Source organism: Acinetobacter proteolyticus (assembly GCF_000367945.1).
In the GTDB taxonomy this organism is placed as follows: Bacteria; Pseudomonadota; Gammaproteobacteria; order Pseudomonadales; family Moraxellaceae; genus Acinetobacter; species Acinetobacter proteolyticus.
In genome coordinates this window covers 3276925-3301562 of sequence record NZ_KB849179.1, presented here as the reverse complement: position 1 = coordinate 3301562, position 24638 = coordinate 3276925, and the positions used below count along the sequence as shown (strand labels likewise).

The window sequence follows — 24638 nt, the reverse complement described above, 5'->3', positions numbered from 1 at the left end:
AGCTTGAGTAAAAAAACCATTAGTTTTTAGCCTGTTCAAGTATTTCCAATACGGCTTTACCCATAGAGAGCATCGTAACCTTTTGAGTTTTTCCTTCAGCATCAGTTACACCTTCAATAACTTTCCCATCTTCTGTCGTAATCTTATATTTGGTATTTGGTTGCGCCACACCAGCACGATTGCGAACAATAAATTGCTCGTCATAATCCATTTGTAATTTAGGCATTGCCGCCAAGTCAGTACTTAAATTACTCCCCGCCATTGTTTTAATCTGCCCTGCTTTTAGCGACATGGTACCAGGACAAACAACATCAATATTTCCACCTTCAATTTTGATATAACCGCCCCCCGCGGCTAATAATATTCCCTTACCGCTTTCTATTTTGACAAAGTCATTAATCGCATAAACGTGCATCAGTTCTTGTGAGGCTATTTTCATCGTATCAGCCTGAGCTTCTATTTCTATGGGACCCTGCCCAGCTTTAATTTTAATGCCCGCAGCTTTCGCAAAAAGGGAAATCTTATCTAAGACATTCGCCAAAAAGCCTCGCCCTGAAAAAATCTGTACATTCCGTTCAGAACTTAAATCGATATTTTCTTTGGCTTGGGCAACAATCCCTTTATCCGTATCTAGAATGATTGAATCTTTGGCATCAATCGCAATATATGGCGTAGAATCTGACTCATTCCAGTGAGGAAGTTCAGTTTTTAGGGACTCTTGAAGTTCTAGGTCAGGTTCCGTGGTTTGATGTCCTTTTGCCGCATCTCGAATTGCAGTATTAGTGCCTAAGAACTTTTCAATATTCTTTTGTAGGTTTCCACGGTCAAGCTGCTTACCAACCGCATTACCAGAGACCTCCGTTGTAATCAAAATCCCTTTGGGGGCACGAATTCCGCCCCACTCATCCGTTCTTAACTCAAAACCCTCACCACGACCTTCGCTTTCAGCTGTCTCTTTCGGATGACTTAAATTGCCTAAATTCAGTTGGGTTGTACCATGACTGCTGTGTAACTGGGCACTGATTTGTCCTGTAGTATCATCAAAACGCAGTTGGTTATAACCTTCACCACCGACTTCTTTAGAACGAATCCCGCTCAGCTTTTTGGTATCGGGAAGTTGGCCTTTAAGATCAAATTTAGTTGGTGAACGTTGTGCTTCATGGATGCGACCTGTCACAAATGGGCGGTCAATGTTGCCATCAAAGAAGTCAATCACAACTAATTCATCTTTACGCGGTAAAAAGCGTGCACCATAACCTTCACCTGCCCAAGGGGTCAGCACATCCACCCATGCCGAATCGGTATCACTGTCATTAGCGCCAGCACCGCCATCATGCGCATGATCTACTGTACGGGTGAACAGGAAGCGAACTTTAATCCGCCCCCATTCATCGACATGGATTTCTTCACCATCACTCACCACTTTGGCACGCTGTACATGTGCTATGGGACGGTGCAGCAATGGATCATATTCAGGCACAATATCAATCGTTCGGCGCACAACCATCAATTCATTGGCTTGGCGTTCCTGTTCACTGTCTTTACTGATCGTCCAATGGCTGAGACTCAATAATTTCTCAACTTGGTCTTTAATCTCTTTAGGAAGGTTATTCTGGTTATAAAAATGCTTGGTCAGAATCAAAAACTGTTTATCATTTTGGCTATGATTTTTTTCTAACTCAGGATGATCGTTCAACTGAAACCAATAACCAACCTGTGTATCCCGCACACTACTATGCGCAGTAAAATATTTTGCTTGTAAAGCCTGATATTGATTTAGCTGTTTATTGAGTTTATCTAACTGGCTATTTCCTGAGACTGTAGCTTGATCCTCTCCATTGAGATCACGAATCCAAGCAGGTGAAATATTCCATGCTTGTTCCAGACTTAAACTTTCATTATCTCGCTGAGCACTGTGCTGATGTGAACTGATCACGGAACCACTGGCATCTTCTTGGCTTAAACTATCCGCCTGCCAGCGCTGCACATGAATAGCAGTGGGTTGCAATTGGCGTTGTGCAATAAAGCTGGTAATACTATCCGACTGTTCTGTCGCATGAGAGCGATGATAGCGAATGTTTCGACGTTCAAGTGCCTTAAATTGTGCATTATCATCAATTAAACGTAATTTTTGTGGCTCAATACTCTGGCTATTACTAGAGACAATATAGCTGGATTCATCAATTAAAAAGTTAATCGACTCTTCACGTAACAACCGCGTTAAATAGGCATAATCACTTTCATTCGACTGCATTGAGAAAGGACGAACATCGTAGTCCTTGCTCAAACCACTGCTATCTAATTTAAGACTAGCTGCAAATAAAGGGCTTTTACTTTGCCATTCCTTAAAAATAATTTCACAAATCTCCACCGCACTTTTATTCATAAACACGCGGCTATTGCGTCGCTTATGCCATAAGCTGGTAGCATCCTGCATCGTCAGTCGATAAAGGCTTAAAGCACCATCACTTTGCCCCTGACTTGCGCCTGTAATAATTCCTGTGGTTCTAAACAGTTGACCAGCATCTGTCACTTGATCAACAGCAACTTGACAGCCAATAAATTGTTTGAGTTCGATATAAGGATTGGTAGATAAACAAATCAGTTCTAAGGATAATCCATCATTAATACCATGATAACCCTCTAGGCGTTGCAGCATGACTTGAGTATTAAGTGCTGTATTTGAAAACTGAATACTCATCGCACGCTTTTGAGTGCCAACGCCTAATTTATCTAAGACGTTAAAGATATTATTCAACATTATTATTGCCTTATTCTTGATCAAAAAAAATTACCAGAATGATTTGTCTGATTCAATTATGAACAGGTTTCGTTTTGTGTCATTGTAACTAAAAAGTCTTCGATAGCCTTGAACAACATAACGGCCCAACTGATATTTTTCTTGTATTTTCGGAATACTGAGTTGCTCCAAATCCTGTTGGTGTTGTTTTACCCAAGCCCTCTTTTGATCCTCAATGCTAATATTTAAAAATTTTCTTAAAACCATACGATTTTTAATAATATATTTTTCACTCCGTTTTAATCTTTTCGCAACTTCAGTCAAACTTAAATGCAAGTCCAGTAAAATCTCCTGATTTTCTAAACGCCATGCTTGAACTCGATCCTTATGCTTTGCCAGACCTAAACGCTGTCTTAATTCATCTTTCTTCCGAAAAATCTGTTCAAGGCTCAAACCAAGCTTTTTGGCTAAGTCCTCATTACTTAACTCAGGATTGAGGAGGTCTTCTTGATGTAGCGCAAACCAAGCCTCTTTTTGTGCTTTCATTTTGGGGATATTCAGTATTTCTCTTAATCTTGCTTTTGCTCTTAAAATTTCTTCTGGCATTTTTTGGAATTGATCAGCTAAGACGGCAACCGTTTTTCCTGAGTTTAATAATTCCTCTTGATGATCCAATAACCATTGCCGCTTTTCTTGCTTATCATTTTGAAATTTTTCAGAAAAACTGAATTCATCTAGCTCTTGCCGAATACGGTTATAAAATTTTTTAGCAATAAATACACTGACATCAAATTTTTCTATGATTTCCTGAACAGTTAAGCCGTTCAGCTGTTGTTTATTGGCTTGAAACCACTGCTCTTGAATCACCTCAGCTTGTTTTTTTCTAAGTTTCTTCCGCACAGGAATGTCGACAAGTTCAGCCAACCAGATTTTATGTTGATAAACTTGAGGTCGTGTTAATCCATACTTCGCTTTTAATGTCTCTGAACTGTCGTACAACAGTTCATCTTGATGTGCCAGAATCCATGAATTATTTCGATAGATAAAATTTCTTTGAATACCCAATAGCCGTCTGAATTTACCGACCATACTTAAAGAGAGTTCAAGTTGTTTCGCAACTTCAAAGACTTTGTATTCTTTTACAAAATCGGCCATCTCTGGGGTTAAGATCACTGAAAAACTTGGACTAACGCCCTCATCTTTAGCGGTAAACCCATAAGGCCAGCCACGATAGACGATAATACCTGTATGTGTTTTTCGCTCCTCTTAGGCATCCCAATACTCACCCTCCCAATCCTTGACCGTTTTAATTTTAAAATATTTATATTTTCCCATTATTTTATTTCACTGCTCGCAATCAATTATAAAATCGCATCCACCAACATTTTTAGCGATTTTAATACTAACTAATCTTTATTTTAGAAATCAACACTCCACCTGATATGTATATTAAACTGACCTATTAGGTATAAAATTTTAAGTTAGAATATGAGGTATATTTATTGAGTTAGAAGGAAAAAATTAAACACTTACATAAATATCAAAAGATAATAATTTCTCAAAAAATAAAATTCTTTTATCCATGCTCATACCCGATCCTGCCCCATCTCTGCTACTCTCTTTCTTTTACCTTTCTACCTTTCACTATGCTCAGTTTATTTGTTTACGGGACTCTAGGGCCCAACCGTCCCAATGCCCATATCATGGAAAATATTGGTGGTACGTGGGTAGAAGCACATGTATTTGGTAGACTCAAACAACAAGGCTGGGGCGCTGAATTGGGCTTTCCGGGTATTGTTTTAGATCAAACAGATCAAAAGGTATCTGGCTTTGTATTTTTCTCAGATAACCTAGAACAGCACTGGCAAGCACTGGATGAATTCGAAGGTGCAGGCTATCAACGTGTCCCTGTTAAAGCGCATTTAAGCACAGGTGAAGTGATTGATTCCTTTGTCTATGCACTCAATAGTTAAGCTGAAATTGGCGAAAATTCGACAACCAAATTAAATTTATCTGATTGCTCATTTTTTCGCTTGTTTTTTTAATTAGATTCTGTAGAATTCTCGCCACGTTGCCGGCATAGCTCAGTTGGTAGAGCAACTGACTTGTAATCAGTAGGTCCACAGTTCGAATCCGTGTGCCGGCACCATTTCTCGCTTTACTCTCGTTTCTTCCCCATCATTTTCTCAAAATGCGAAATATTCGGATTTAATAGATCCCATTCATTTGCATGACTCACAAAACATTCTGCTTGTGGTTGATACAAATTTGGCTCATCCAATGTTCCTGCACGGATCGAAATCATCTCTGGTACAAGTTCTGGTAGGCCAAACATTTGTGAACCACAATTGGGGCAAAATGCACGGCGGATCGGCTTCCCAGATAATCCCAAAGACTCAAAATATTTTAATTCACCATTAATCTTCAGTTCTGATTGATGAAAGAAGGCAATCGGTGCATAAGCACTACCTGTGGCTTTCTGACAATCACGACAATGACAATTAAAACGATAACGTGGCGCAACCTGCGCCTGATAGCTCACTGCCCCACACAGGCATGAACCTTTATATTCATTTGGCATCTTGTTCTCACTTTTTTATTGCACTGATTTGAATATAACGCACTAATCCATCTTGATAGAGTTTTCGGCACAACTTGGCAGTCATGTTTATTTTGAGTTGGGCCAAATCAAACGCTGATTTTTCAATTTCCCGTGTTTCGATATATTCCGCAAAACCATTCAATACTGGCTCAGAAAAATCCTGAATTTGAATATCAGTAAAACCATGCTGTGCTAAAGTCTGTGCAAGCTGCTGCTGATCCATCACATGCTGCCAATTCACATCGGCACTTTTTAATAGATAGCGATATTTCTGTTTTTGTAGAGCAGAACACTGCTGCCAATTTTCAGACCACATTAATGTGTGAAACGCGATCCGACCTTTTGAATTCAAAACTGGAGCTGCAGATTCAAGAAATGAATTCAAATCACTGTGATAAGCCGCATCTATACACAGCACTACATCAAATGAATTCAAAAGTTGCCGTGCTTTTAAATTCAAAAAAGATCCACAATGAATTTGAATCTGCGGTAATTGTTTTTGAATTCGTTTGACACAATCAGGCTGCAACTCAACTGCACTGAGTTGTTGAATCTGATAATGCTGGGTCCAGTGCAACAAACTGGCACCTTGTCCACAGCCTAAATCTAAAACATGATCTGTGGATTTCAGTTGAATCGATTGCGCAATTTGATCGGCCAGACTTTGGCAAGCTTGTGGATAATGATCATGTTGGTCTTGCCAAAAACCTAAATTACTCCAAGCAAGCAATGCATCATCACCGAGTCGTTTGGCATCAATCGCATATTTATGCCCTATGACTTTTTCGATCAGCGCTTGCTTGAAGGTGGCCATACTTAATAACCGAGTTCAGGCGCAACTTTGACTTTTGGTTTTAATCCAACAAATGGAACGGCTGCACCTAAGATTTCAGAAATATGCATCGCAGAAGTCACAGCAGATTCCAAAATTGGTAAGCCATCGCAAGACCATGAACCGCAATAAAACACTTTACGGTTTAGATCCAAATGACGTTGTTGAATTTGTTTATTCAAAGCCACGGTTTCTGAATCGACCACTGCGCGGGTGAGTTTGACCTTGGAAATGATTTTCTTCGGATCGATATCAATCACCGGACACCAGGTCTGGAATACTGCATTTTTACCCACCAAGCTTGGCTCAATCGCATTGATCCATACGGTAAATTGCTGACGGGTAAATTTACGATCCATCATATAGCTTAATACCGCCCAATCTTTACGGCGTTGTGGCATCACAATTGGATCGGTATGAATCACCAAATCGCCCTGTTCAAAGCGGAATTTTTTCAGTAAGGCAATATCATCGGCAAATTGCGGCTGCTTGAGAAAATCTTCAATCACTGGGGTTGGTGTCGCAATCACCACACGGTCAAATAATTGGCTTTCACCCTGTGCATTTTCCACCAAAACTTTTTCGCCCTGCTCTTCAACTTTTTGAACAGGCGAACCACTATGAATTTCAATGCCTTCAATCAAGCGATTGACTAATGCAGGCGTTCCGCCTTTCATCCGCAATAAGGCTTCACCTTCCGTCAACTGACGAATAAATTCCAATAAAGGTTTAGCTGGCCATTCACCAATGGTTTTAGGATGGCAAGTACAAATGGTATACAGCACTGGCATCACTGTGCCATGCCAGAACACTTCCTCAATATGATATTGATTCATGAACTCAGCTAAGGTGATGTCTTGATTATCCGATTTAAAGAATTGATGTACCGCTGTTTTCAGTTGCAACATGCCTTTGACTAAGCGCCAACCATATTGCTGAATCCCTTTTCGGTTATTAATAATTGGGAAATTGCCAATTCGGCTGCGTGATGTCGTCAACCATGTATCTGTTTTATCTTCAAACAACCAACTGCAAGCCATAAAGGTACGGACTGGAAAGGTTTCAATCCCAAGGTAACTGGCCAAACTTAAAGTATTTTTCCAAAGCTTGGGATTCATGACTCTGAGCGGGGCATCAATGATGCCACCATCAAAATCAATACTATGACTATCCATGCCTCGACCTGCGAGTGCTTCGAATATCGTGACCTTATGCCCTGCATCATGTAGGATTCTGGCTGAGGCAAGTCCTGCCATTCCACTGCCAATAATTGCAATATCCAAAATTATGTCCCATCAGTTGATGATTTTTCTTGATTATGACCGATAGTTAAGCGAAATACGGTATTAAAAAATACCAGATTGACGGCTTCTGCCAGACTTTTGTCGTAATATCGTTGTTGGATTCTTGTTACATTTTATCACAAATTGCATTTCAATCGTAACATCATGAAAGAATTAAAATTATTACATTTTGGGACATAAAAATATACAGAACATTCTATATTTTTTCATTTTCAGCACTTTACAGCCTTTGCAAAGCCCAATATTAGTGCTATTTTTATTGAACAATAACGAGAACAAAGTCACATAACAAGCTGAATAATTATAAGTGACATAATATTAAAAAAATCAATAGAGGACCCTTACAGCGAAAGCCTATCACTCTAACGGAGTGATAGGCTTTCTTATATAAGCAACTGATTTAATTTGCAATTAAGCTTGCATTGAACCAAATTTACCGCTATTGAAATCACGAACTGCCTCAACGATTTCCGTTTTGCTGTTCATGACAAATGGTCCATAACCTTCAATCGGTTCATTCAGCGGCTGACCCGTTAAGATCAGGAATTTACTGTCTTGTTCAGCCTTGATACTAAAGTCAATTTCTTCACGGCTGAGTACCACCAAACTCGGTGCTTCTATGCTTTGGTTCTCATTTAAGACCACCTGACCAGAGAGCAATACCAACAATGCGGTATGGCCTTCGGTCGCATAAAAGGTATGTTCCTGATCTTTTACAATCGTACCATCCCAGACATTGACTGGACTAAAGGTGGTTGCTGCACCTGCAGTATCTTGGTATTGACCTGCAATCACTCGCATCTCACTACCCGCATCATCCAGTGTAATGTGCTGAATTTGATCTGCTTCAATGGCTTGGTATTTTGCTGGCGTCATTTTGGAATGCGCTGGCAAATTAACCCACAACTGAACCATTTCAAACAAACCACCTTGATGGGCAAACTCAGGCGAATGGAACTCTTGATGCAAGATACCACCACCTGCAGTCATCCATTGCACATCACCAGCTTTAATGGTTCCACCACCGCCACTTGAGTCTTTATGCGTCACTTCACCTTGATAGGCAATGGTCACAGTCTCAAAGCCACGATGTGGATGCGAACCCACGCCATGTTGAGCTGTGGTTGGGTCAAATTGATAGGGTGCAGCATAGTCCAAGAGAAGGAATGGACTGATACTTTGGCCTAAACGGTCGTAGGAAAATAAGTTATACACTGGGAAACCATCACCGACCCAGTGCATGTGTTTGTTTTGATACACACCCAGAATTCTTTTCATTTGGTTTCTCCTATAGAGTAGAAGTTCTGTTCTTGGGCTCTATTTTACGCCTCAAACAGGCATGCTTATAGGCTCAGAATGGCAACACATTATTCTACATATAGGACAATTAAAAGTTAGAAACACAAATAATCTCTAAACATTATCAATCATCCTATTTTTGATATTGTTTATCTCATTTTTTGCGCTTCATCTACATGAAAAATTTAACTAGCATAATTTCAAGCACTACGGAAATTCACTTTCTTTTCCGTATTCTTTTTACAAAAACATGAGGATACAACAATGGCTAAAGACTATATTCGCCTAGACAAAGACAATGCAGCTGTACTTTTGGTCGACCACCAAGCAGGCCTCCTTTCATTGGTTCGGGATATTGATCCAGACAAATTTAAAAACAATGTTTTGGCATTGGCAGATGCCGCAAAATACTTTAACTTACCGACAATTCTCACCACCAGCTTTGAAAATGGCCCAAATGGTCCACTGGTCCCTGAACTGAAAGAACTGTTCCCCGATGCCCCTTATATCGCTCGTCCAGGCCAAATCAATGCGTGGGACAATGAAGACTTTGTTAAAGCCGTCAAAGCTACAGGTAAAAAACAATTGATTATTGCCGGTGTGGTCACGGAAGTCTGCGTGGCATTCCCAGCCCTGTCTGCACTGGCAGAAGACTTTGAAGTATTTGTGATTACCGATGCGTCAGGTACCTTTAATGCGCTCACTCGCGATGCGGCGTGGGATCGTATGTCACAAGCAGGCGCACAGCTCATGACATGGTTTGGGATGGCTTGTGAACTGCATCGTGACTGGCGCAATGATATCGAAGGCTTAGGCGCTTTATTCTCGAATCATATTCCAGATTATCGCAACTTGATGACCAGCTATTTCACCAATACTGCAGAAAAATAAACCGTCATATCAAGATTAGAAGGGGTCTGTTGATATTTCCGCCATGTCTTGCGTTATCAGCTAAAACGACATAAACAAGGCATGAAATGCAGGTAATGGTCTTCCCCTTACCAAGTTTCATAACGCAGTTTAGGGAAGTTTTAGCTATAACCCTACGGGACAGAGACACTTTTTGCCGCTACTGTGTTATGCCTTATTCATTTAGAATAACTAAATCTCATAAGGCATGCCTTGTATCGTCTAAAAAATGTCTTCTGTCGCAAGCATCTGTGAAATGTCAACAGCCCCTAGTTAATGCTATCCTAATCTTGTCATATTTATCGGATTCGCTTTGCCTTGATCAACTCATTTGATGACTTTCATTATTTCTATTTGGTGGTAAAACACGGCGGATTTAGTGCGGCCAGCGAGGCTGAAAATATCAGCAAATCCAAGCTTAGCCGTCACATCATTGAACTTGAACATAAATTTAATGTCAGCCTGATCCAACGCACTACCCGTCATTTTAAAGTCACGGATTTAGGTCAAGAGTTTTATGAAGAATGCTGCAAAGTGATTGCACAAGTCGAATGTGCCGAAAATGTCTTGCTCAAGCAAAAAAATGAACCACAAGGCATGGTCAAAATCAGTTGCCCACCATTAATGATGCATTTCCAGATTCGGAAATTACTCAATCAGTTTTTAAAAGCCTATCCCAAAGTTGAAATCTCTTTAGAACTGACCAGCCGCCGTGTCGATGTGCTACATGATGATATTGATATCGCGATCCGTACCAGTTTTGAACCCAATCAAGATTCCAGTTTAATTGTCCGCGATGTGATTCGAACCGAGCATTGTCTAGTCGCAGCGCCCGAATTACTGCAAGACAGAACTATTCAGCATTATTCAGAACTACAGCACTATCCGAGCGTAGCCTTAGGCATTCAAAAACATCAATATTATTGGCATTTATGTCATGTCAACAGTGATGAAACTGTAGATGTGCCTTATCAACCGCGGGTCAAAAGCAATGATTTGGCTGGCGTCTATTATGCGGTCCATGATGGTTTGGGCATTGCCGATCTGCCTTATCTCACGGTGCAAGCGGATATCCAAAAAGGTAAACTGATTCACCTATTACCCGAATGGAAATCCAATCGGGGCACCGTACAATTGGTGTATGCCTCGCGCAAAGGCCAGCGCTTAGTGGTGGAAAAGCTGATCGAGACCCTGATGGAAGGTCTGAGAGAATTGGCAAAAACTGACAGTGGCTATTCTTTATAATGCAATATTATTAATAAAGCACAGAATTGTGCTGTTTCAGTTCCGCAAATTTTTGCACCAGAAAATCGATCAATAATTTCATCGACGGCAACAATCCACGTCTAGAGGTATAAACCAAGTGGATCAACTCAGGTTTAGGCTGCCATTCAGGCAACACATGAATCAAACGCCCTTGTTTAATGTCTTCAGCTATCATCAATTCTGGTAATTTTGCCACGCCCAAGCCTTGCAGCGTGGCTTCTCTAAGCGCAGTCAAATCCGTGGTGGTCAAACGTGGGTGGCACTGCACTTTTTGTTCTTGCTGATCCTTTGAAAATAATTGCCAATAATATTCAGGGGCAAAGGATTCCATCATGAGCACGGGAAATTGGGTTAGTTGTTGCGGCTCATTAATTGAATAAAACTGATGTAACAGATCTGGACTCGCAACAATAAACTGCCGTGCCAAGGCCAACTCGCGCACAATTAAATCACTGTCTGGCAAAGGTAAAGGACGAATCCGCACGGCCAAATCAAACCGTTCATTGATTAAATCCACACGGCGGTTGGTGGCTTCGACATGCAGACTGATTTTCGGATACAGCCGTAAAAACTCATTCAACATTTGACTGATATTGATATGCAATAAATTGGTCGGGCAAGACAGCTTGATCAATCCACGCGGCTCGGCCGTTAAAAATTCGATTGCCTCTTCGGCAGCTTCAGCTTCAATCAACATGGCCTTGCAATGCTGATAATAGATTTTACCCACCTCGGTAATCGAGACCTGTCGAGTGGTTCGATTGATCAGCTTCACCCCCAGTCGATCTTCCAATTCAGCAATACGACGGCTGAGTAAAGACTTGGTCACCATCAATTCTTGGCTGGCTGCTGAAAAGCCACCACAATCGATCACTTTCACAAAGAAATATAAGTCATTTAAATCTTTCATGTTATTTGCTCAACCCACCAATAATGGCAATAATTGTTCTTTTGACATGACAATATATCCTATTTTATATATTTCTCACCAATCGTCCTGTCTATATTATTAATTATACCCCCTAAGACAAGATGAGGATACAACAATGACAATGCCAGCAAACTTCAATGGTCAAGCACCTGTTATCGATGTCAATGATGCCGTGATGCTCTTGATTGACCACCAAAGTGGTTTATTCCAAACCGTCGGCGATATGCCAATGCCTGAATTACGTCAACGTGCAGCAGCCTTGGCCAAGATTGCCAGTTTGGCCAACATTCCAGTGATCACCACCGCTTCTGTACCACAAGGTCCCAATGGCCCATTAATTCCAGAAATCCATGCCAATGCCCCGCATGCCCAATATGTGGCACGTAAAGGTGAGATCAATGCATGGCATAACCAAGACTTTGTCAATGCCGTTAAAGCGACAGGCCGTAATACCCTAATTATTGCAGGCACGATTACCAGTGTATGTATGGCCTTCCCTGCGATCAGTGCTGTTGCCGAAGGTTACAAAGTCTTTGCCGTGATTGATGCTTCTGGAACCTATAGCAAAATGGCAGAAGAAATTACCCTAGCTCGTGTGGTGCAAGCTGGTGTGGTGCCGATGGATACCGCGGCTGTGGCATCAGAAATTCAGCGTACTTGGAACCGTGACGATGCATTGGAATGGGCACAGGTCTATACTCAGATTTTCCCTGCTTATCAGCTTCTGATTGAAAGTTACAGCAAAGCCCAAGAAGTGGTGACCAACCACGAAACCTTGGACTCTGCGCGATAAAATCAACAGCAACAAAAAAGGCATAAAACCCAGTTTTATGCCTTTTTTGTGCCGACTATGCGGAGTTAGAACGGTAAATCATCGTCTAAATCAGCAGGTGCTGCCGCAGCGGGTTGCGGTGCTGCTTTTGGTGTATTAAAACCATTACCTGCTTGAGGACTACCCGCATAATTGCCTTGATTGCCGCCAGCTTGACCATAACCACCTTGGTTGTTGTTATTGTTATAGCCTGTATTTTGGTAACCGCCACTTTGGTTATTATTGTTAAAACGGGGTTGGTTAAAGTCGCCACCGCTCTGCTCGCCTTGTTGACGGCTATCCAGCATCTGCATTTGATCGCCACGAATTTCAGTGCTGTAACGCTCTTGACCATTTTGGTCGGTCCATTGACGGGTACGCAATGAACCTTCGATATACACTTTTGAACCTTTACGTAGATACTGTTGTGCAATTTCACCTAAACGGTTATGCAACACGATACGGTGCCATTCTGTTTGCTCTTTACGCTCACCCGTACTTTTGTCCATCCACGATTCACTGGTTGCAATCGAGAATTGAGTTAATGATCCACCATTTGGAAAGGTTTTAGTTTCTGGATCTTTACCTAAAGTACCTACTAAAATAACTTTATTCACACCACGCATTAGCTGTCTTCATCCTATATATTTCTATGTTTTACTTTATAAGAGTTATGATTAAATGGCTACCTCTTTGCCAATCAAGTGCGTTAAATCTTGTCGCCCAGCATCATCAATGCACTGTTTATCGACTTTAATATACGCAACTTGCTGTTCTGGCATCACCACGACTTCTTCAATACCACGAATTGCCAAAAGTTTTGAAGTCCATTCATCTGTTTGTATTGCTTGAGGTAAAGGCAACACAATAGAAGACAAATATCTCGGCTGAGCCAGACCAAAACTAATTAGCAGCCATATTATAGCAATCCCCGTCAGCACACTCCACCCGAGCGCAGTATTCTGTAACATCAAAAGCTGCCCACCCAAGGTTCCGCCAAAGAATGCACCCAAGAACTGGCTACTAGCATTGACGCCCATGGCAGTGGCTTTGGATTGGATCGGTGCTGCTTTGGATAACCAAGAGGGTAATAATGCTTCCATGACATTGAAGGCGATAAAGAATAATCCCAACCCTGCCAGCAATACATATTTAGACTCATAGCCAAAGATTAGAATCAGCAAACCGCCGATAAGCCCTGCAATCGCAGTGAGAAAAATGCCGCGCATTTTGCGATATTTTTCCGCGATAATAATGCTTGGGAAGGCAAAGAACAGGCTGATGACCAACAATGGTAAATAGACTAAACCATGCTTTGCTAAAGGAATTCCAGCATATTCAATCAACTGTGAAGGCACATAAATAAACATCGCAGTCAGCAATAAATGCAGTGCAAAGACTGAGACATGCAGACGATTCAACTCACCCATTTGGATGACTTGTTTGAGCTGATTCAGATAGCCTTGCTGATAGTTGCGATGGTGTCGCGTGACTTTAGGGACCAGCAAGAGCATTGCAATCGCAGCCAAACCCATAATGGTGGTGACAAAGAACAGACCTGAAATGCCCACCAGACTGGTCAGCCACGGTCCTAAGCTAAAGGCCACCACAAAAGACAGACCAATACTCATGCCCATTGCGGCCATAGCCTTGGTGCGTTGTTCTTCACGGGTGACATCGGCCAGTAATGCCATCACCACTGCTGAAACAGCACCTGCACCTGCGATGGCACGTCCAATAATCACCCCGTAAATGCTGTCGGATAGACCAGCAATGGCACCACCAATGGCAAATAACAATAAGCCAAGCACCACCAAAGGCTTACGGCTAAAGCGATCGGCCAATAGGCTAAATGGAATCTGTAAAATTGCTTGGGTTAAGCCATAGACCCCCACCGCGAGACCGATTAAGGCAGGTGTGGCATATTGATAGGATTGTCCTGCGACCGAAAATACAGGAATAATCATGAACAAGCCCAACATGCGTAAGGCAAAAATGCTACTTAAGGCAAAGGTTGAACGGCGTTCTAAAGCATTCATTATTGATAAGACACTATAACTGGCTCAGCGAATTATAAGCCATTCGCCTACAAAGGTTGTAAGTTAGATCATGAAAATCACAATCTTTCTTCAAGGAAAAATAAAGGAGCGATGTTCGCTCCTTTATTTACACTAGCTGATCAAGCTGAAAACAAGCTTAAGAAGCTTGCTGTTCTCGCTTGCTATATTGAATCGAGGCCAACACCGCCCACACAATAAAGGCCACGCCGATCAAACCTGTGACCACTTCAGGCACATGTAAGCCAGTACCGCTGGCAATCATGATGAATGCCAGTGCACCAATCGCATAGTGTGCGCCATGCTCTAAATAAATATATGCATCCAAAGTGCCCTTTTCGACCAAGTAAATAGTCATTGAACGGACAAAGATTGCACCGATCGCTAGACCCAGCATGATGATTACCACATCACTGGTAATCGCAAATGCACCAATCACACCGTCAAAGCTGAAGGATGCATCAAGTACTTCAAGGTAGAGGAAACCACCAAAACCGGCTTTTACCACACCCGAAGCTGCGCCACTTGAGTCATGGCCTATGGCATTGCCATTTTCATCAATCTCAGGCTCACCACCCAGTAAATGACTCAAGACCTGTACCCCGATATACACCACGATGCCCCAGATTCCTGCCATGGTCACAGCCAAACGAGCAGACTCATCGACATTCGCCGCCATAATAATCATCGCGATCAAAGCCAAGAACACCGACATGGCAGGCACGTTGGCCAAATGGGCTAATTTCGCTTCCAACCATTTAAACCAATGGGTTTCTTTACCATCGTCAAAGAAGAAGTTGAGGAACACCATCAATAAGAAGGTACCCCCAAAGGCTGAAATTTCAGCATGATGGGCCATTAAGCGTTCTGAATAGGTTTTTGGATCATTCAGGGCCATTTTGGCGACTTCAACCATACCCATGTCCGCGGTTACCGCGACAATCACCACAGGGAAGATTAAACGCATCCCAAATACGGCAATCAGGATACCGACGGTCAAGAAGATCATTTTCCAGAAATGATCCCAACCACGCAGTACTGAGGCATTCACCACCGCATTGTCGAAAGAAAGAGATACTTCCATCACCGCTAGAATGGCAGTAATGGTCAGTGCTTTTAGCATGGTGGCAACACCCGCTTCAGGGCCGTGCGTATAGCCCCAGTAGGCCGAAAGTGCTAAACACACAATCGTAAAAAATATTGAGAAACGGAAATGCTTCATGAGCAGCCTTTTATCCAAATGTAGAGTGATAAAAATGTGCTTATTGTAGGCGAGTTTTGACCCAAAAACAGAAAAGATTGTTGCACTTGTTTGGCAAAGAAAACCATCCCAACCAGACTCTGCTATAGTGCTGAAAGATTTCTTTTATATGTACTTTAATAGGTTCATTCCATGACGTTTTCTCAAGATGTTTGGCAACGTAATCAAGATTTATATCAAAAAATATTAGCGCTTCCGTTTAATCAGGAACTTGCAGCAGGCACACTCGACCGTACAGCTTTTTGTCATTATGTGATTCAAGATGCGCATTACTTATTGGCCTATGGTCGTGCCTTAGCGGTTGCTGCCGCAAAGGCTTATGAAGCTGATGATGTGATTCAATTTTCTGAAGCAGCAAAAATCGCCATTATTGTGGAACGCAGCTTGCACAGTGACTTTATGCAGGAATTTGAGATCAGCAAAACCGAGTTTGAAAGCACACCGCTGACTTTGGCCTGTCATCATTACACCTCATTCTTGACGGCAACCGCATGGTCAGAAAGCTATCCTGTGATTTTGGCGGCCTTACTGCCCTGTTTCTGGATTTATGCCGAAGTGGGTAAAGATATCGTCAGCCAATCGGTTGCCAACAATCCTTACCAAGCATGGATCGATACCTATGCAGGAGAGGAATTTAATACCGCGGTACGTAATGTGATTGCGACGGTTGATAAAGTGGCAGCCCGTTGTGATGAAGATACCTTAGCCAAAATGCATGCAGCCTATAGCATGGGGGCAAAACTGGAGTGGTTATTCTGGGACAGTGCTTATCAGCAACGCCAATGGTTAGGACTCGATCAAGCCTAAGCGCCCAACCCTGCGTCGTATTTTCTCCAGACATAAAAAAGCCCCAATTAAGGGGCTTAGTCGTATATCGTATCGTCCGATATACTGTATGAGGCTCATCTCAAACTGAGCGCATTAAAACATAAATAGGCTCAAATGCCTATATCAATTTTTCGATTAAAAAACATTCACCACAATTAAAGCAATCAATGCTGGAATTGCCTGAATATAAATAATCTTTTTACTCGCGGTCAGACCGCCATAAATCCCTGCAATCAGCACACAAGCTAAAAAGAAATTGGCAATCGCAATGGCATAAGTCGCTGGTGCCAGTAATGACCAAAATAAACCTGCGGCAAGGAAACCATTATACAGTCCCTGATTTTGTGCCAACACTTTGGTCAGTTGTGCTTTTTCCAGACTATTGCCAAAGGCTTTTAAACCATAGGGCTTGTCCCACAAAAACATTTCCAGCACCAAGATATAAACGTGCAATACTGCAATTAACCCGATCAATACTTGTCCCAACATGCGATTTTTTCCTTTTTATTGTGTTTGAATTTAATTGGTTCAGTCACAAAACTGACCCAATATGTTTAGACTGATGGTGTTAACAACACTTTACCTTGACGCGCGCCTTGAGTTGCTTTCAACGCAGCAGTATTAATCTGGTCAAAACTGAATACTCCTTCAACTGGCAAAATCAGTTTTTTCTGTGTTGCTAATGTAATCAGTTCTACAAACAAAGCCTTTTTACGTTCCACTGACATTTCTTTATTGACCACACTAGCCCAGAATCCCTTAACCGTGGCTTGTTTAAAAATCAGATCACCCGATGAGATCTGCATGGTCTCGCCAGTCATACTGCCAAATGACACCAATAGGCTATTTTCACTGAGTAAATTCAACATTTCCCCGCTGGCACTGCCGCCAATTGAATCCACCCCAGCGATTAATGGCTGATCTGCATGAAGCGCTTTGACTTGTTGCTTCCAATCTGACTGATTTGTCGCCACCACGTGCTGAATCCCTAAGGCCTGCATTTCTGCAATTGCATCAGTACGACGAACCAGATGAATCACTTGCAGTCCACGCGCTTGAGCAATCATGGCGACGGTTTTCCCTACCGCACCATTTGCGGTATTTTGAATCAACCATTGACCTGCTTGTACGTTGACAAAATCGAGGAGCATCAGCGCACTGATCGGCATCCCGATTAGTTGTGCGGCGGTCTGGTCATCAATTGCGTCATTTAAAGCAATAATACTGGCTGCCGGCGCGATAAAATATTCCGCCCAACTGCCATGTACCCCCGCGACCGCAACACGCTGTCCTAATTTATTTGCATCAACACCTTCACCCACTGCATCGACGATACCCACCGCTTCGCTGCCCCCAATCGCAGGCAAGGTTGGCTTATAACCATAGCTACCACGTACAGTCCAAACATCGTGATTATGGATTGGAGACATAATCATCTTGATACGAACTTCACCTGCTTTCGGCTCAGGCTGAGGCATATCACCCAACTGCAACACATCGACGGGTTCACCAAAACTGTGATGGATAATACTTTGCATGTTTTATTCCTTAATCGGTTGGAGCAGTTGTTGAGTGGTTTCTAAGGCTAAATGTAAGGGTGCTTTGTCTTGGGCCAACTTGGTCATCAAGGCAGCTCCTAACCACAGTTGATACATCACTTGGGCGGTTTTGAGTGGGTCAAGATGGGTAGGAATTGAGCCTTGTTGTTGCCCTTCTTGCAGTAACAACGCCACGCGTTGTGTCAATCGATGCACACCAAGGTTGAGAATTTGGCGCATGTCTTCAGATAAATCCGCAACCTCTGCGGCCAATTTCACAATCAGACAATTCTCTGCCCAACTGCCATACACAGGATCATCGATCCACGCCTGCCATAACGCCATCAAACGCGCATAAGCACTTTGTTCAGTCTGTTGCCAAAGCTGCTCGACACGGACTTTATAATCCGCCATATATTGTTCCAGCAAGGCACAGCCAAATGCCTCTTTAGAAGCAAAATAATGGTAGAACGACCCTTTCGGGACATCACAGGCCTTGAGAATCTCTTGCAAGCCAACACCGACAAAACCTTTACGTAATACCAATTCAAAACTGGTATCGAGAATATGTTGTCGCGTAGCTTCACTTTTATTTGATCGTTTCATAGGCATACTATAAATTAATATTAGACCAGTCGTATAGTAAAATATCTATTTTAATAAGTGATCAATTTTTACATGGTAATCTGAGGCATTGAATGCTAAAAATACTAGGCGCTTAGCGTGCGATAAATGTGAACCAGTTCATTAACCGTCACAATTTGTCGTTTTAATTATTTTTATACCACTTGAACGATTTTAAATCGCTATCATATACACGTTTTCATATTCAGCTTATTGAGATGTATTTATGAGTCAAAGTCATATCCGTATTCGAGGCGCACGTACCCATAATTTAAAAAATGTGTCACTCGATATTCCACGTGACAAGTTTGTGGTGATTACGGGACTTTCTGGCTCAGGTAAATCATCCTTGGCCTTTGATACCTTGTATGCCGAAGGTCAACGTCGTTATGTCGAATCACTTTCCGCTTATGCGCGTCAATTCCTTTCGCAAATGGAAAAACCAGAAGTCGATTCGATTGAAGGTTTATCCCCTGCAATTGCGATTGAGCAAAAGTCGACCAGCCATAACCCACGTTCAACCGTGGGTACCATTACCGAAATTTATGACTATTTACGTTTGCTCTATGCGCGCGTAGGTACACCCTACTGCCCTGAACATGATTTGCCGATGGTGGCACAAACCATTTCAGAAATGGTCGATGCAGTCAAAAGCCTTGAAGAAGGCACTGCACTGATGTTGCTCGCCCCTGTAGTCCGTGAGCGTAAAGGTGAATACACCCAACTGTTTGAACAGCTACAAGGTCAAGGTTTTGTGCGTGCCCGTGTCGATGGTGAAATTATTGATATTGATACCCCGCCTGAACTGGACAAAAAGAAAAAACACACCATTGAAGTGGTGGTCGATCGTTTTAAAGTGCGTGATGATCTGGGGAACCGTATTGCAGAATCCTTTGAAACTGCATTGCGTCTAGGCGGCGATATTGCAGTTTTATCATGGATGAATGGCGAACATCCTGAACGTGTGTTTTCAGCTAAACACTCCTGCCCTGAATGTGATCGTGCCGTGGCTGAACTTGAACCACGCCTGTTCTCATTCAACAACCCATTCGGCGCCTGCCCTGTCTGCGATGGCTTGGGAACGCGTAGCCATTTCAGTGCTGATAAACTGATTCCGAATCCAGAGGTGTCCATCAGCCAAGGGGCGATTCGTGGCTGGGATAGACAGCGTCCGTATTACTACACCATGCTGCAAAAAGTGGCTGATCATTTCAATATTGACCTCGATCAACCATGGAACACACTGGATAAAGATACACAAAAGAAATTCTTACAAGGCTCAGGTAAAGAGAAAATCGATCTGAGTTATATCGATGAACGCGGCCGTAAGCACAGCCGTGTGCAAGCCTTTGAAGGGATTTTGCCGCATTTGGAACGCCGTTACCGTGAGACGGAATCGAATTATGTACGTGATGATCTGGCGCAATATCTGTCGAATGCAGCCTGTGATGCTTGCGGTGGTTCACGTCTCAATGAAATTTCTCGCCATGTGCGGGTCAAAGACAAGACCATTGCACAGATCACTAAAATGTCGATTGGTGATGCGGAAAATTATTATCAAGACCTGAACCTTGAAGGGGCTAAAGGCGAAATCGCCGATAAAATCTTTAAAGAGATTCGTGAACGCTTACACTTCTTGGTCAGCGTTGGCCTGAATTATCTCAGCTTGGCACGTTCAGCTGAAACCCTTTCAGGGGGTGAAGCACAACGTATCCGTCTGGCCTCACAAATTGGTGCGGGCTTGATGGGCGTGATGTATGTGCTGGATGAACCTTCGATTGGTCTACATCAACGTGATAATGATCGCTTGCTACAAACCCTCATTCGCCTACGCGATTTAGGTAATACCGTACTGGTGGTTGAGCACGATGAAGATGCGATTCGTGCCGCTGACCATATTATTGATATCGGACCAGGTGCGGGGATTCATGGCGGTGCGGTGATTGCTGAAGGCACTTATGATGAGTTGGCCAATCATGCAGACTCACTCACAGGTCAATATCTATCAGGCAAGCGCAAAATTGAAGTACCGAAACAACGTACCATCTCACCGCGCCCAGATGAAGTCATCAAGCTCTCTGGTGCCAGCGGACATAACTTACAGAATGTGGATTTGACTATCCCATTGGGCATCATGACCTGTGTCACAGGGGTTTCAGGTTCAGGTAAATCAACGCTGATTAACCGTACCTTATTGCCTTTGGCTGCGACTCAACTGAATGGTGCGACGACCCTGACTGCGGAAAAGTTTGACTCGATTGATGGCTTACAGCATTTGGATAAAGTGGTCGATATTGACCAAAGTCCAATTGGGCGTACCCCTCGTTCCAACCCTGCAACCTATACGGGTTTATTCACACCAATTCGTGAGTTATTCGCGCAAACCCCAGAAGCCAAAGCGCGTGGTTATAGTGCAGGTCGTTTCTCGTTTAACGTAAAAGGTGGCCGTTGTGAAGCCTGTGAAGGCGATGGCATGATCAAAGTGGCGATGCACTTCCTGCCGGATATGTATGTGCCATGTGATGCCTGCCATGGCAAACGTTATAACCGTGAAACTTTAGAAGTCGGCTATAAAGGCAAAAATATTTCTGATGTCTTGGAAATGACAGTTGAAGATGCCGCTGAATTCTTTAGTGCGATTCCGGTGATTCATCGCCGTTTAGATACCTTAACCCAAGTCGGGCTCGGCTATATTCGTTTAGGACAAGCAGCAACCACGCTTTCAGGTGGTGAAGCACAACGGGTCAAACTGGCACGTGAATTGGCAAAACGCGATACAGGTCGAACCTTATATATTCTGGATGAACCGACCACAGGTCTGCATTTCCATGATATTGCCAAGTTACTCGACATTTTGTATGAGCTACGCAATAAGGGCAATACCATTGTGGTGATTGAGCATAATCTGGATGTGATCAAGACTGCGGACTGGGTGATTGATCTTGGCCCTGAAGGTGGTTCGGGTGGTGGTCAGATTATTGCTGAAGGAACACCAGAACAAGTGGCGCAAGTTGAAATTTCACATACCGGTCGTTTCTTAAAACCGATGTTGAAATAATACTCCCATTCAATAAATTTTAACGCTCTCAAGCAGGATTAAGCACAGCCACTTAATCCTGTTTTGCTTCTAGATTAAACACTCTAGAATAATTCCAGCTTCTTTTCCTATAACCCATCAAGTCTCTACAATATTCTTCCCTTTCGCCTTCGCTTTAAGCAACGACTGATCGGCTTTTTCTAACAGCTCTAACCAACTCTTGGCGCCAATTGCGACACCGATACTGACCGACACATGAATCGACTCCGCCACATTCGGAATCACAATTTTTTCTTTTAAAATCCCAGAACGAATACTTTCTGCGACAACTTTGGCGGCACCCATTTGAATATTTTCAATCACCACCAAAAACTCATCACCACCATAACGCACAATTAAATCTGATGCCCGAACATTATGTTTCAGTTGATCGGCAATCATACTAATCACCTGATCCCCAACAATATGACCATACTGATCATTCACGAACTTAAAATTATCAATGTCAATCGCAATCACGCAGGTCTGTGACAAAGACTCAGGTTTGGATTCCAACATTTGAATATATTCATCCAAAGCTAATCGATTAGCGACTCCAGTTAACACATCCGTATTCGCAATTTGCTTAAGTTGCAGTTCCATTTGATCACGTTGCGTCAACATGACTTTGAGTTTATCAATCGCCTCAAACAAAGAAAAAAATTCGCTTTTGCGTTTATTTTCAGTAGGAAGTTCATCGGAGGTCCCCGAGAGTCGTAAAATCATATTACGGGCATGAATTAATGGACTAAATACCCTTCTCTTGGCATAGATCATGGTAAAAATGGCGATCAGCAAAGACAGACTTGAAATACACAAGGTGAATATGAATTGCCGCTTAGCCAACTTATTCTGTTCATCAGCCACCCGAATACTGTAATCCAGAATATAGTTTTGCAAATCCATCACCGTGGTGAATTTCCCCACCATTCGTTCTGTCAGTTCTGTACCCGACAGGAAATAGGCCTGATTATTCTTGCTTTCATCAAGCAACTTGGCCACGATCGGCAAGCCTTTATCTAGAAATTCAGTTTTGACACGGCGATACAAGCGTACATATTCAAGCGTCTTTGACTGTTCCGGCTGAATCGTATCAATTAATTCCCAGAGATAAATTGCTTGATGTTGAGTCTGTAACGAGCGCGCTCGGTTTTCATCTGAAATTTTCTCATCAAAGGTCACAGGCGCCATAATATTAGATGCCACCCGTCCTGCCTGATCACGCATATCCGTGAGCACCAGAATCGAGGTAAAGTAATTCGACATCTTGCTATTTTTACTATTAGAACGTACCAATAACCAAGTTAAAAACTCACGGCTTTCATCCCAAACACTAAACATCGATAAAATCGCATGATCGTATTGCTTCGAGGTTCGCTCTGCATGCGGTGTATTGGCATAGGCATCGACAATACCGCGTGCTTTGGATAATTTAACTTTTAGACCTGTTTCCAGTTCATAAGCAATTAACCTAAAGCCATGTTGTGTTAATACCTCAATGGTCTCATCAATCTGCGCATCGACAATTTTACGATATTCGAATAATTCCTTTTGATTTTCTAACAGCACCTCAGGCTGGCTCGACATCACTTTATTGGAAGGTGCCCGTTCTCTGGAAATTTTATTGGATGTTTTGACTAAGGCGCGCAGACAGGTAATTTCTGTCAAGGTCTGATCAGATTTGATATATTCTTGGTAACTATTGATAATTAAAGGAATGGAAAGATAAAAAATCGAAAAGATAATGACAATCATGCAGAAAAAGAGGCGACGGCTAATTTGCTCAGATCGTAATTTCGAGCTTTTTAATTTACGCCCCATTCACACACCTTGCACTTTTCAAAAACGATCTCAATTGATTTTTAAATAGAACTTAATTTTACCTGAATTCTAAATCGTACTACCACGCTTAAACCAAGGTTTTTGGTTACATTAATCGCGGCAGCTTGAATTCAATCGTGGTTGTCATATTGAGATTATTTTCAAAAAATCAAATTTGAGAATGATTTTTATTTAATTAAAACAGGCTAAGTGTTTTATATTATTAAAATAAAGTATTATAAATTTAGACCAAGCTTCAATAGCGCATAGACAATCAAAGCAGTTTTTTCTGAATCACCTTATCCAAAATGATCTTAGAATTAATACTCATAATGCCCTTAATCTTATTCAATTTATTAATAATGAATTGTGAAAACGCATTCAGGTCTTTGGTCGCCACATGCAGCACATAATTCGATTCACCTGTAATCACATAGGCGTTCACAACTTCTTCAAAGTCCTCAATCTGCTTTAAGAAAAAATTATGATCACTTTCAGTGAGTTGAATTAATTTTATTTCAACTATTGCCTCAATTTTAATGCCTAATTTTTCATAATTGAGCCGAGCTTGGTATTTCTCAATAATGCCATTGCTTTCCAAAAGCTTGACCCGTCGATGACAGGCAGAGGGGGAAAGATTCACCAGATCGGCCAATTCCTGATTACTCAGGCGTGCATCGTTCTGCAAGAAATTTAGGATTTTAAGATCAATCGCATCAATATTCATATTCGGAAATTA

Annotated in this window: 21 protein-coding genes and 1 tRNA gene; 7 read left to right on the top strand and 15 right to left on the bottom strand. The window is 42.2% G+C overall.

Going from position 1 to position 24638, the window contains the following annotated elements; translation table 11 throughout:
* Positions 1–19: 19 nt before the first annotated feature.
* Together F993_RS01770 and F993_RS01775 are read right to left on the bottom strand one after the other, a co-directional pair.
* Positions 20–2761 carry a type VI secretion system Vgr family protein gene (locus tag F993_RS01770; RefSeq protein ID WP_004657256.1) on the bottom strand — a complete coding sequence of 914 codons (2742 nt, stop codon included), beginning with the start codon at positions 2759–2761 and terminating at the stop codon, positions 20–22.
* A 30-nt stretch (positions 2762–2791) separates the two neighbouring features.
* On the bottom strand, positions 2792–3913 hold the full coding sequence (locus F993_RS01775; RefSeq protein WP_407637360.1) for a hypothetical protein: 1122 nt from the start codon (positions 3911–3913) through the stop codon (positions 2792–2794).
* A 473-nt stretch (positions 3914–4386) separates the two neighbouring features.
* Here F993_RS01775 and F993_RS01780 point away from each other — a divergent pair, with 473 nt between their 5' ends.
* Both F993_RS01780 and F993_RS01785 read left to right on the top strand, forming a co-directional pair.
* Entirely contained in the window at positions 4387–4713 is a 327-nt protein-coding gene (locus F993_RS01780) for a gamma-glutamylcyclotransferase family protein (protein ID WP_004657253.1), read from the top strand.
* A gap of 100 nt (positions 4714–4813) precedes the next feature.
* Positions 4814–4889 (top strand) — tRNA-Thr (locus tag F993_RS01785).
* Positions 4890–4898: 9 nt separating this feature from the next.
* On the opposite strand, the gene F993_RS01790 is transcribed toward F993_RS01785, so the two are convergent.
* From F993_RS01790 to F993_RS01805, 4 genes are all read right to left on the bottom strand, one after another.
* Positions 4899–5321 (bottom strand): GFA family protein, encoded by a 423-nt coding sequence (locus F993_RS01790; RefSeq protein ID WP_004657251.1) that lies wholly within the window; start codon positions 5319–5321, stop codon positions 4899–4901.
* A gap of 7 nt (positions 5322–5328) precedes the next feature.
* The gene (locus F993_RS01795) at positions 5329–6156 is read right to left on the bottom strand and encodes an SAM-dependent methyltransferase (protein WP_004657249.1); all 828 of its coding nucleotides are present in this window, start codon (positions 6154–6156) and stop codon (positions 5329–5331) included.
* A 2-nt stretch (positions 6157–6158) separates the two neighbouring features.
* A complete protein-coding gene (locus tag F993_RS01800) occupies positions 6159–7457 on the bottom strand; it encodes an FAD-dependent oxidoreductase (protein WP_004657247.1) in 1299 nt (432 codons plus the stop codon).
* Positions 7458–7889: 432 nt separating this feature from the next.
* Positions 7890–8756: a pirin family protein gene (locus F993_RS01805; RefSeq protein WP_004657245.1), complete on the bottom strand. Its 867-nt coding sequence runs from the start codon at positions 8754–8756 to the stop codon at positions 7890–7892.
* 285 nt (positions 8757–9041) lie between these two features.
* On the opposite strand from F993_RS01805, the gene ycaC reads away from it, so the two are divergent.
* Positions 9042–9668 (top strand): isochorismate family cysteine hydrolase YcaC, encoded by a 627-nt coding sequence (gene ycaC, locus F993_RS01810; protein ID WP_004657244.1) that lies wholly within the window; start codon positions 9042–9044, stop codon positions 9666–9668.
* A 336-nt stretch (positions 9669–10004) separates the two neighbouring features.
* Positions 10005–10931 (top strand): LysR substrate-binding domain-containing protein, encoded by a 927-nt coding sequence (locus F993_RS01815; protein WP_004657242.1) that lies wholly within the window; start codon positions 10005–10007, stop codon positions 10929–10931.
* Positions 10932–10941: 10 nt separating this feature from the next.
* On the opposite strand, the gene F993_RS01820 is transcribed toward F993_RS01815, so the two are convergent.
* Complete coding sequence (locus F993_RS01820) at positions 10942–11862, bottom strand: LysR substrate-binding domain-containing protein (protein ID WP_004657239.1); 921 nt, start codon at positions 11860–11862, stop codon at positions 10942–10944.
* 136 nt (positions 11863–11998) lie between these two features.
* Between F993_RS01820 and F993_RS01825 the strand changes: the two genes are divergently transcribed.
* A complete protein-coding gene (locus F993_RS01825; protein WP_004657237.1) occupies positions 11999–12676 on the top strand; it encodes a hydrolase in 678 nt (225 codons plus the stop codon).
* Between the two features lie 65 nt (positions 12677–12741).
* Here F993_RS01825 and ssb read toward each other — a convergent pair whose 3' ends face one another.
* From ssb to F993_RS01840, 3 genes are all read right to left on the bottom strand, one after another.
* Positions 12742–13320 (bottom strand): single-stranded DNA-binding protein, encoded by a 579-nt coding sequence (ssb, locus tag F993_RS01830; RefSeq protein WP_004657235.1) that lies wholly within the window; start codon positions 13318–13320, stop codon positions 12742–12744.
* Positions 13321–13371: 51 nt separating this feature from the next.
* Positions 13372–14736, bottom strand: coding sequence for an MFS transporter (locus tag F993_RS01835; protein WP_032812607.1), 1365 nt, complete (start codon positions 14734–14736; stop codon positions 13372–13374).
* A gap of 154 nt (positions 14737–14890) precedes the next feature.
* Entirely contained in the window at positions 14891–15973 is a 1083-nt protein-coding gene (locus F993_RS01840; RefSeq protein WP_004657231.1) for a DUF475 domain-containing protein, read from the bottom strand.
* A 171-nt stretch (positions 15974–16144) separates the two neighbouring features.
* Here F993_RS01840 and tenA point away from each other — a divergent pair, with 171 nt between their 5' ends.
* Positions 16145–16819: a thiaminase II gene (gene tenA / locus F993_RS01845; protein ID WP_004657230.1), complete on the top strand. Its 675-nt coding sequence runs from the start codon at positions 16145–16147 to the stop codon at positions 16817–16819.
* 156 nt (positions 16820–16975) lie between these two features.
* On the opposite strand, the gene F993_RS01850 is transcribed toward tenA, so the two are convergent.
* The 3 genes from F993_RS01850 to F993_RS01860 form a co-directional block, all read right to left on the bottom strand.
* Positions 16976–17329 (bottom strand): DUF1304 domain-containing protein, encoded by a 354-nt coding sequence (locus F993_RS01850; protein WP_004657228.1) that lies wholly within the window; start codon positions 17327–17329, stop codon positions 16976–16978.
* A 65-nt stretch (positions 17330–17394) separates the two neighbouring features.
* The gene (locus F993_RS01855) at positions 17395–18378 is read right to left on the bottom strand and encodes a zinc-binding dehydrogenase (RefSeq protein ID WP_004657226.1); all 984 of its coding nucleotides are present in this window, start codon (positions 18376–18378) and stop codon (positions 17395–17397) included.
* A 3-nt stretch (positions 18379–18381) separates the two neighbouring features.
* Positions 18382–18984 carry a TetR/AcrR family transcriptional regulator gene (locus tag F993_RS01860; protein WP_004657224.1) on the bottom strand — a complete coding sequence of 201 codons (603 nt, stop codon included), beginning with the start codon at positions 18982–18984 and terminating at the stop codon, positions 18382–18384.
* A gap of 244 nt (positions 18985–19228) precedes the next feature.
* Between F993_RS01860 and uvrA the strand changes: the two genes are divergently transcribed.
* Positions 19229–22060 carry an excinuclease ABC subunit UvrA gene (gene uvrA, locus F993_RS01865; protein WP_004657222.1) on the top strand — a complete coding sequence of 944 codons (2832 nt, stop codon included), beginning with the start codon at positions 19229–19231 and terminating at the stop codon, positions 22058–22060.
* 117 nt (positions 22061–22177) lie between these two features.
* Here the strand turns inward: uvrA and F993_RS01870 are convergent, their stop codons facing one another.
* The gene (locus F993_RS01870; RefSeq protein WP_004657219.1) at positions 22178–23899 is read right to left on the bottom strand and encodes a GGDEF domain-containing protein; all 1722 of its coding nucleotides are present in this window, start codon (positions 23897–23899) and stop codon (positions 22178–22180) included.
* Positions 23900–24173: 274 nt separating this feature from the next.
* Positions 24174–24626: an Lrp/AsnC family transcriptional regulator GigD gene (gigD, locus tag F993_RS01875; RefSeq protein ID WP_004657217.1), complete on the bottom strand. Its 453-nt coding sequence runs from the start codon at positions 24624–24626 to the stop codon at positions 24174–24176.
* Positions 24627–24638: the final 12 nt, after the last annotated feature.

Coding starts and splice junctions, on each gene's coding strand:
- F993_RS01820 (WP_004657239.1), bottom strand. CDS start 11,862: ATGAAAGATTTAAATGACTTATATTTCTTTGTGAAAGTGATCGATTGT.
- F993_RS01870 (WP_004657219.1), bottom strand. CDS start 23,899: ATGGGGCGTAAATTAAAAAGCTCGAAATTACGATCTGAGCAAATTAGC.
- gigD (WP_004657217.1), bottom strand. CDS start 24,626: ATGAATATTGATGCGATTGATCTTAAAATCCTAAATTTCTTGCAGAAC.
- F993_RS01790 (WP_004657251.1), bottom strand. CDS start 5,321: ATGCCAAATGAATATAAAGGTTCATGCCTGTGTGGGGCAGTGAGCTAT.
- F993_RS01855 (WP_004657226.1), bottom strand. CDS start 18,378: ATGCAAAGTATTATCCATCACAGTTTTGGTGAACCCGTCGATGTGTTG.
- F993_RS01840 (WP_004657231.1), bottom strand. CDS start 15,973: ATGAAGCATTTCCGTTTCTCAATATTTTTTACGATTGTGTGTTTAGCA.
- F993_RS01780 (WP_004657253.1), top strand. CDS start 4,387: ATGCTCAGTTTATTTGTTTACGGGACTCTAGGGCCCAACCGTCCCAAT.
- F993_RS01795 (WP_004657249.1), bottom strand. CDS start 6,156: ATGGCCACCTTCAAGCAAGCGCTGATCGAAAAAGTCATAGGGCATAAA.
- F993_RS01805 (WP_004657245.1), bottom strand. CDS start 8,756: ATGAAAAGAATTCTGGGTGTGTATCAAAACAAACACATGCACTGGGTC.
- ycaC (WP_004657244.1), top strand. CDS start 9,042: ATGGCTAAAGACTATATTCGCCTAGACAAAGACAATGCAGCTGTACTT.
- F993_RS01850 (WP_004657228.1), bottom strand. CDS start 17,329: ATGTTGGGACAAGTATTGATCGGGTTAATTGCAGTATTGCACGTTTAT.
- F993_RS01770 (WP_004657256.1), bottom strand. CDS start 2,761: ATGTTGAATAATATCTTTAACGTCTTAGATAAATTAGGCGTTGGCACT.
- tenA (WP_004657230.1), top strand. CDS start 16,145: ATGACGTTTTCTCAAGATGTTTGGCAACGTAATCAAGATTTATATCAA.
- F993_RS01860 (WP_004657224.1), bottom strand. CDS start 18,984: ATGAAACGATCAAATAAAAGTGAAGCTACGCGACAACATATTCTCGAT.
- ssb (WP_004657235.1), bottom strand. CDS start 13,320: ATGCGTGGTGTGAATAAAGTTATTTTAGTAGGTACTTTAGGTAAAGAT.
- F993_RS01825 (WP_004657237.1), top strand. CDS start 11,999: ATGACAATGCCAGCAAACTTCAATGGTCAAGCACCTGTTATCGATGTC.
- uvrA (WP_004657222.1), top strand. CDS start 19,229: ATGAGTCAAAGTCATATCCGTATTCGAGGCGCACGTACCCATAATTTA.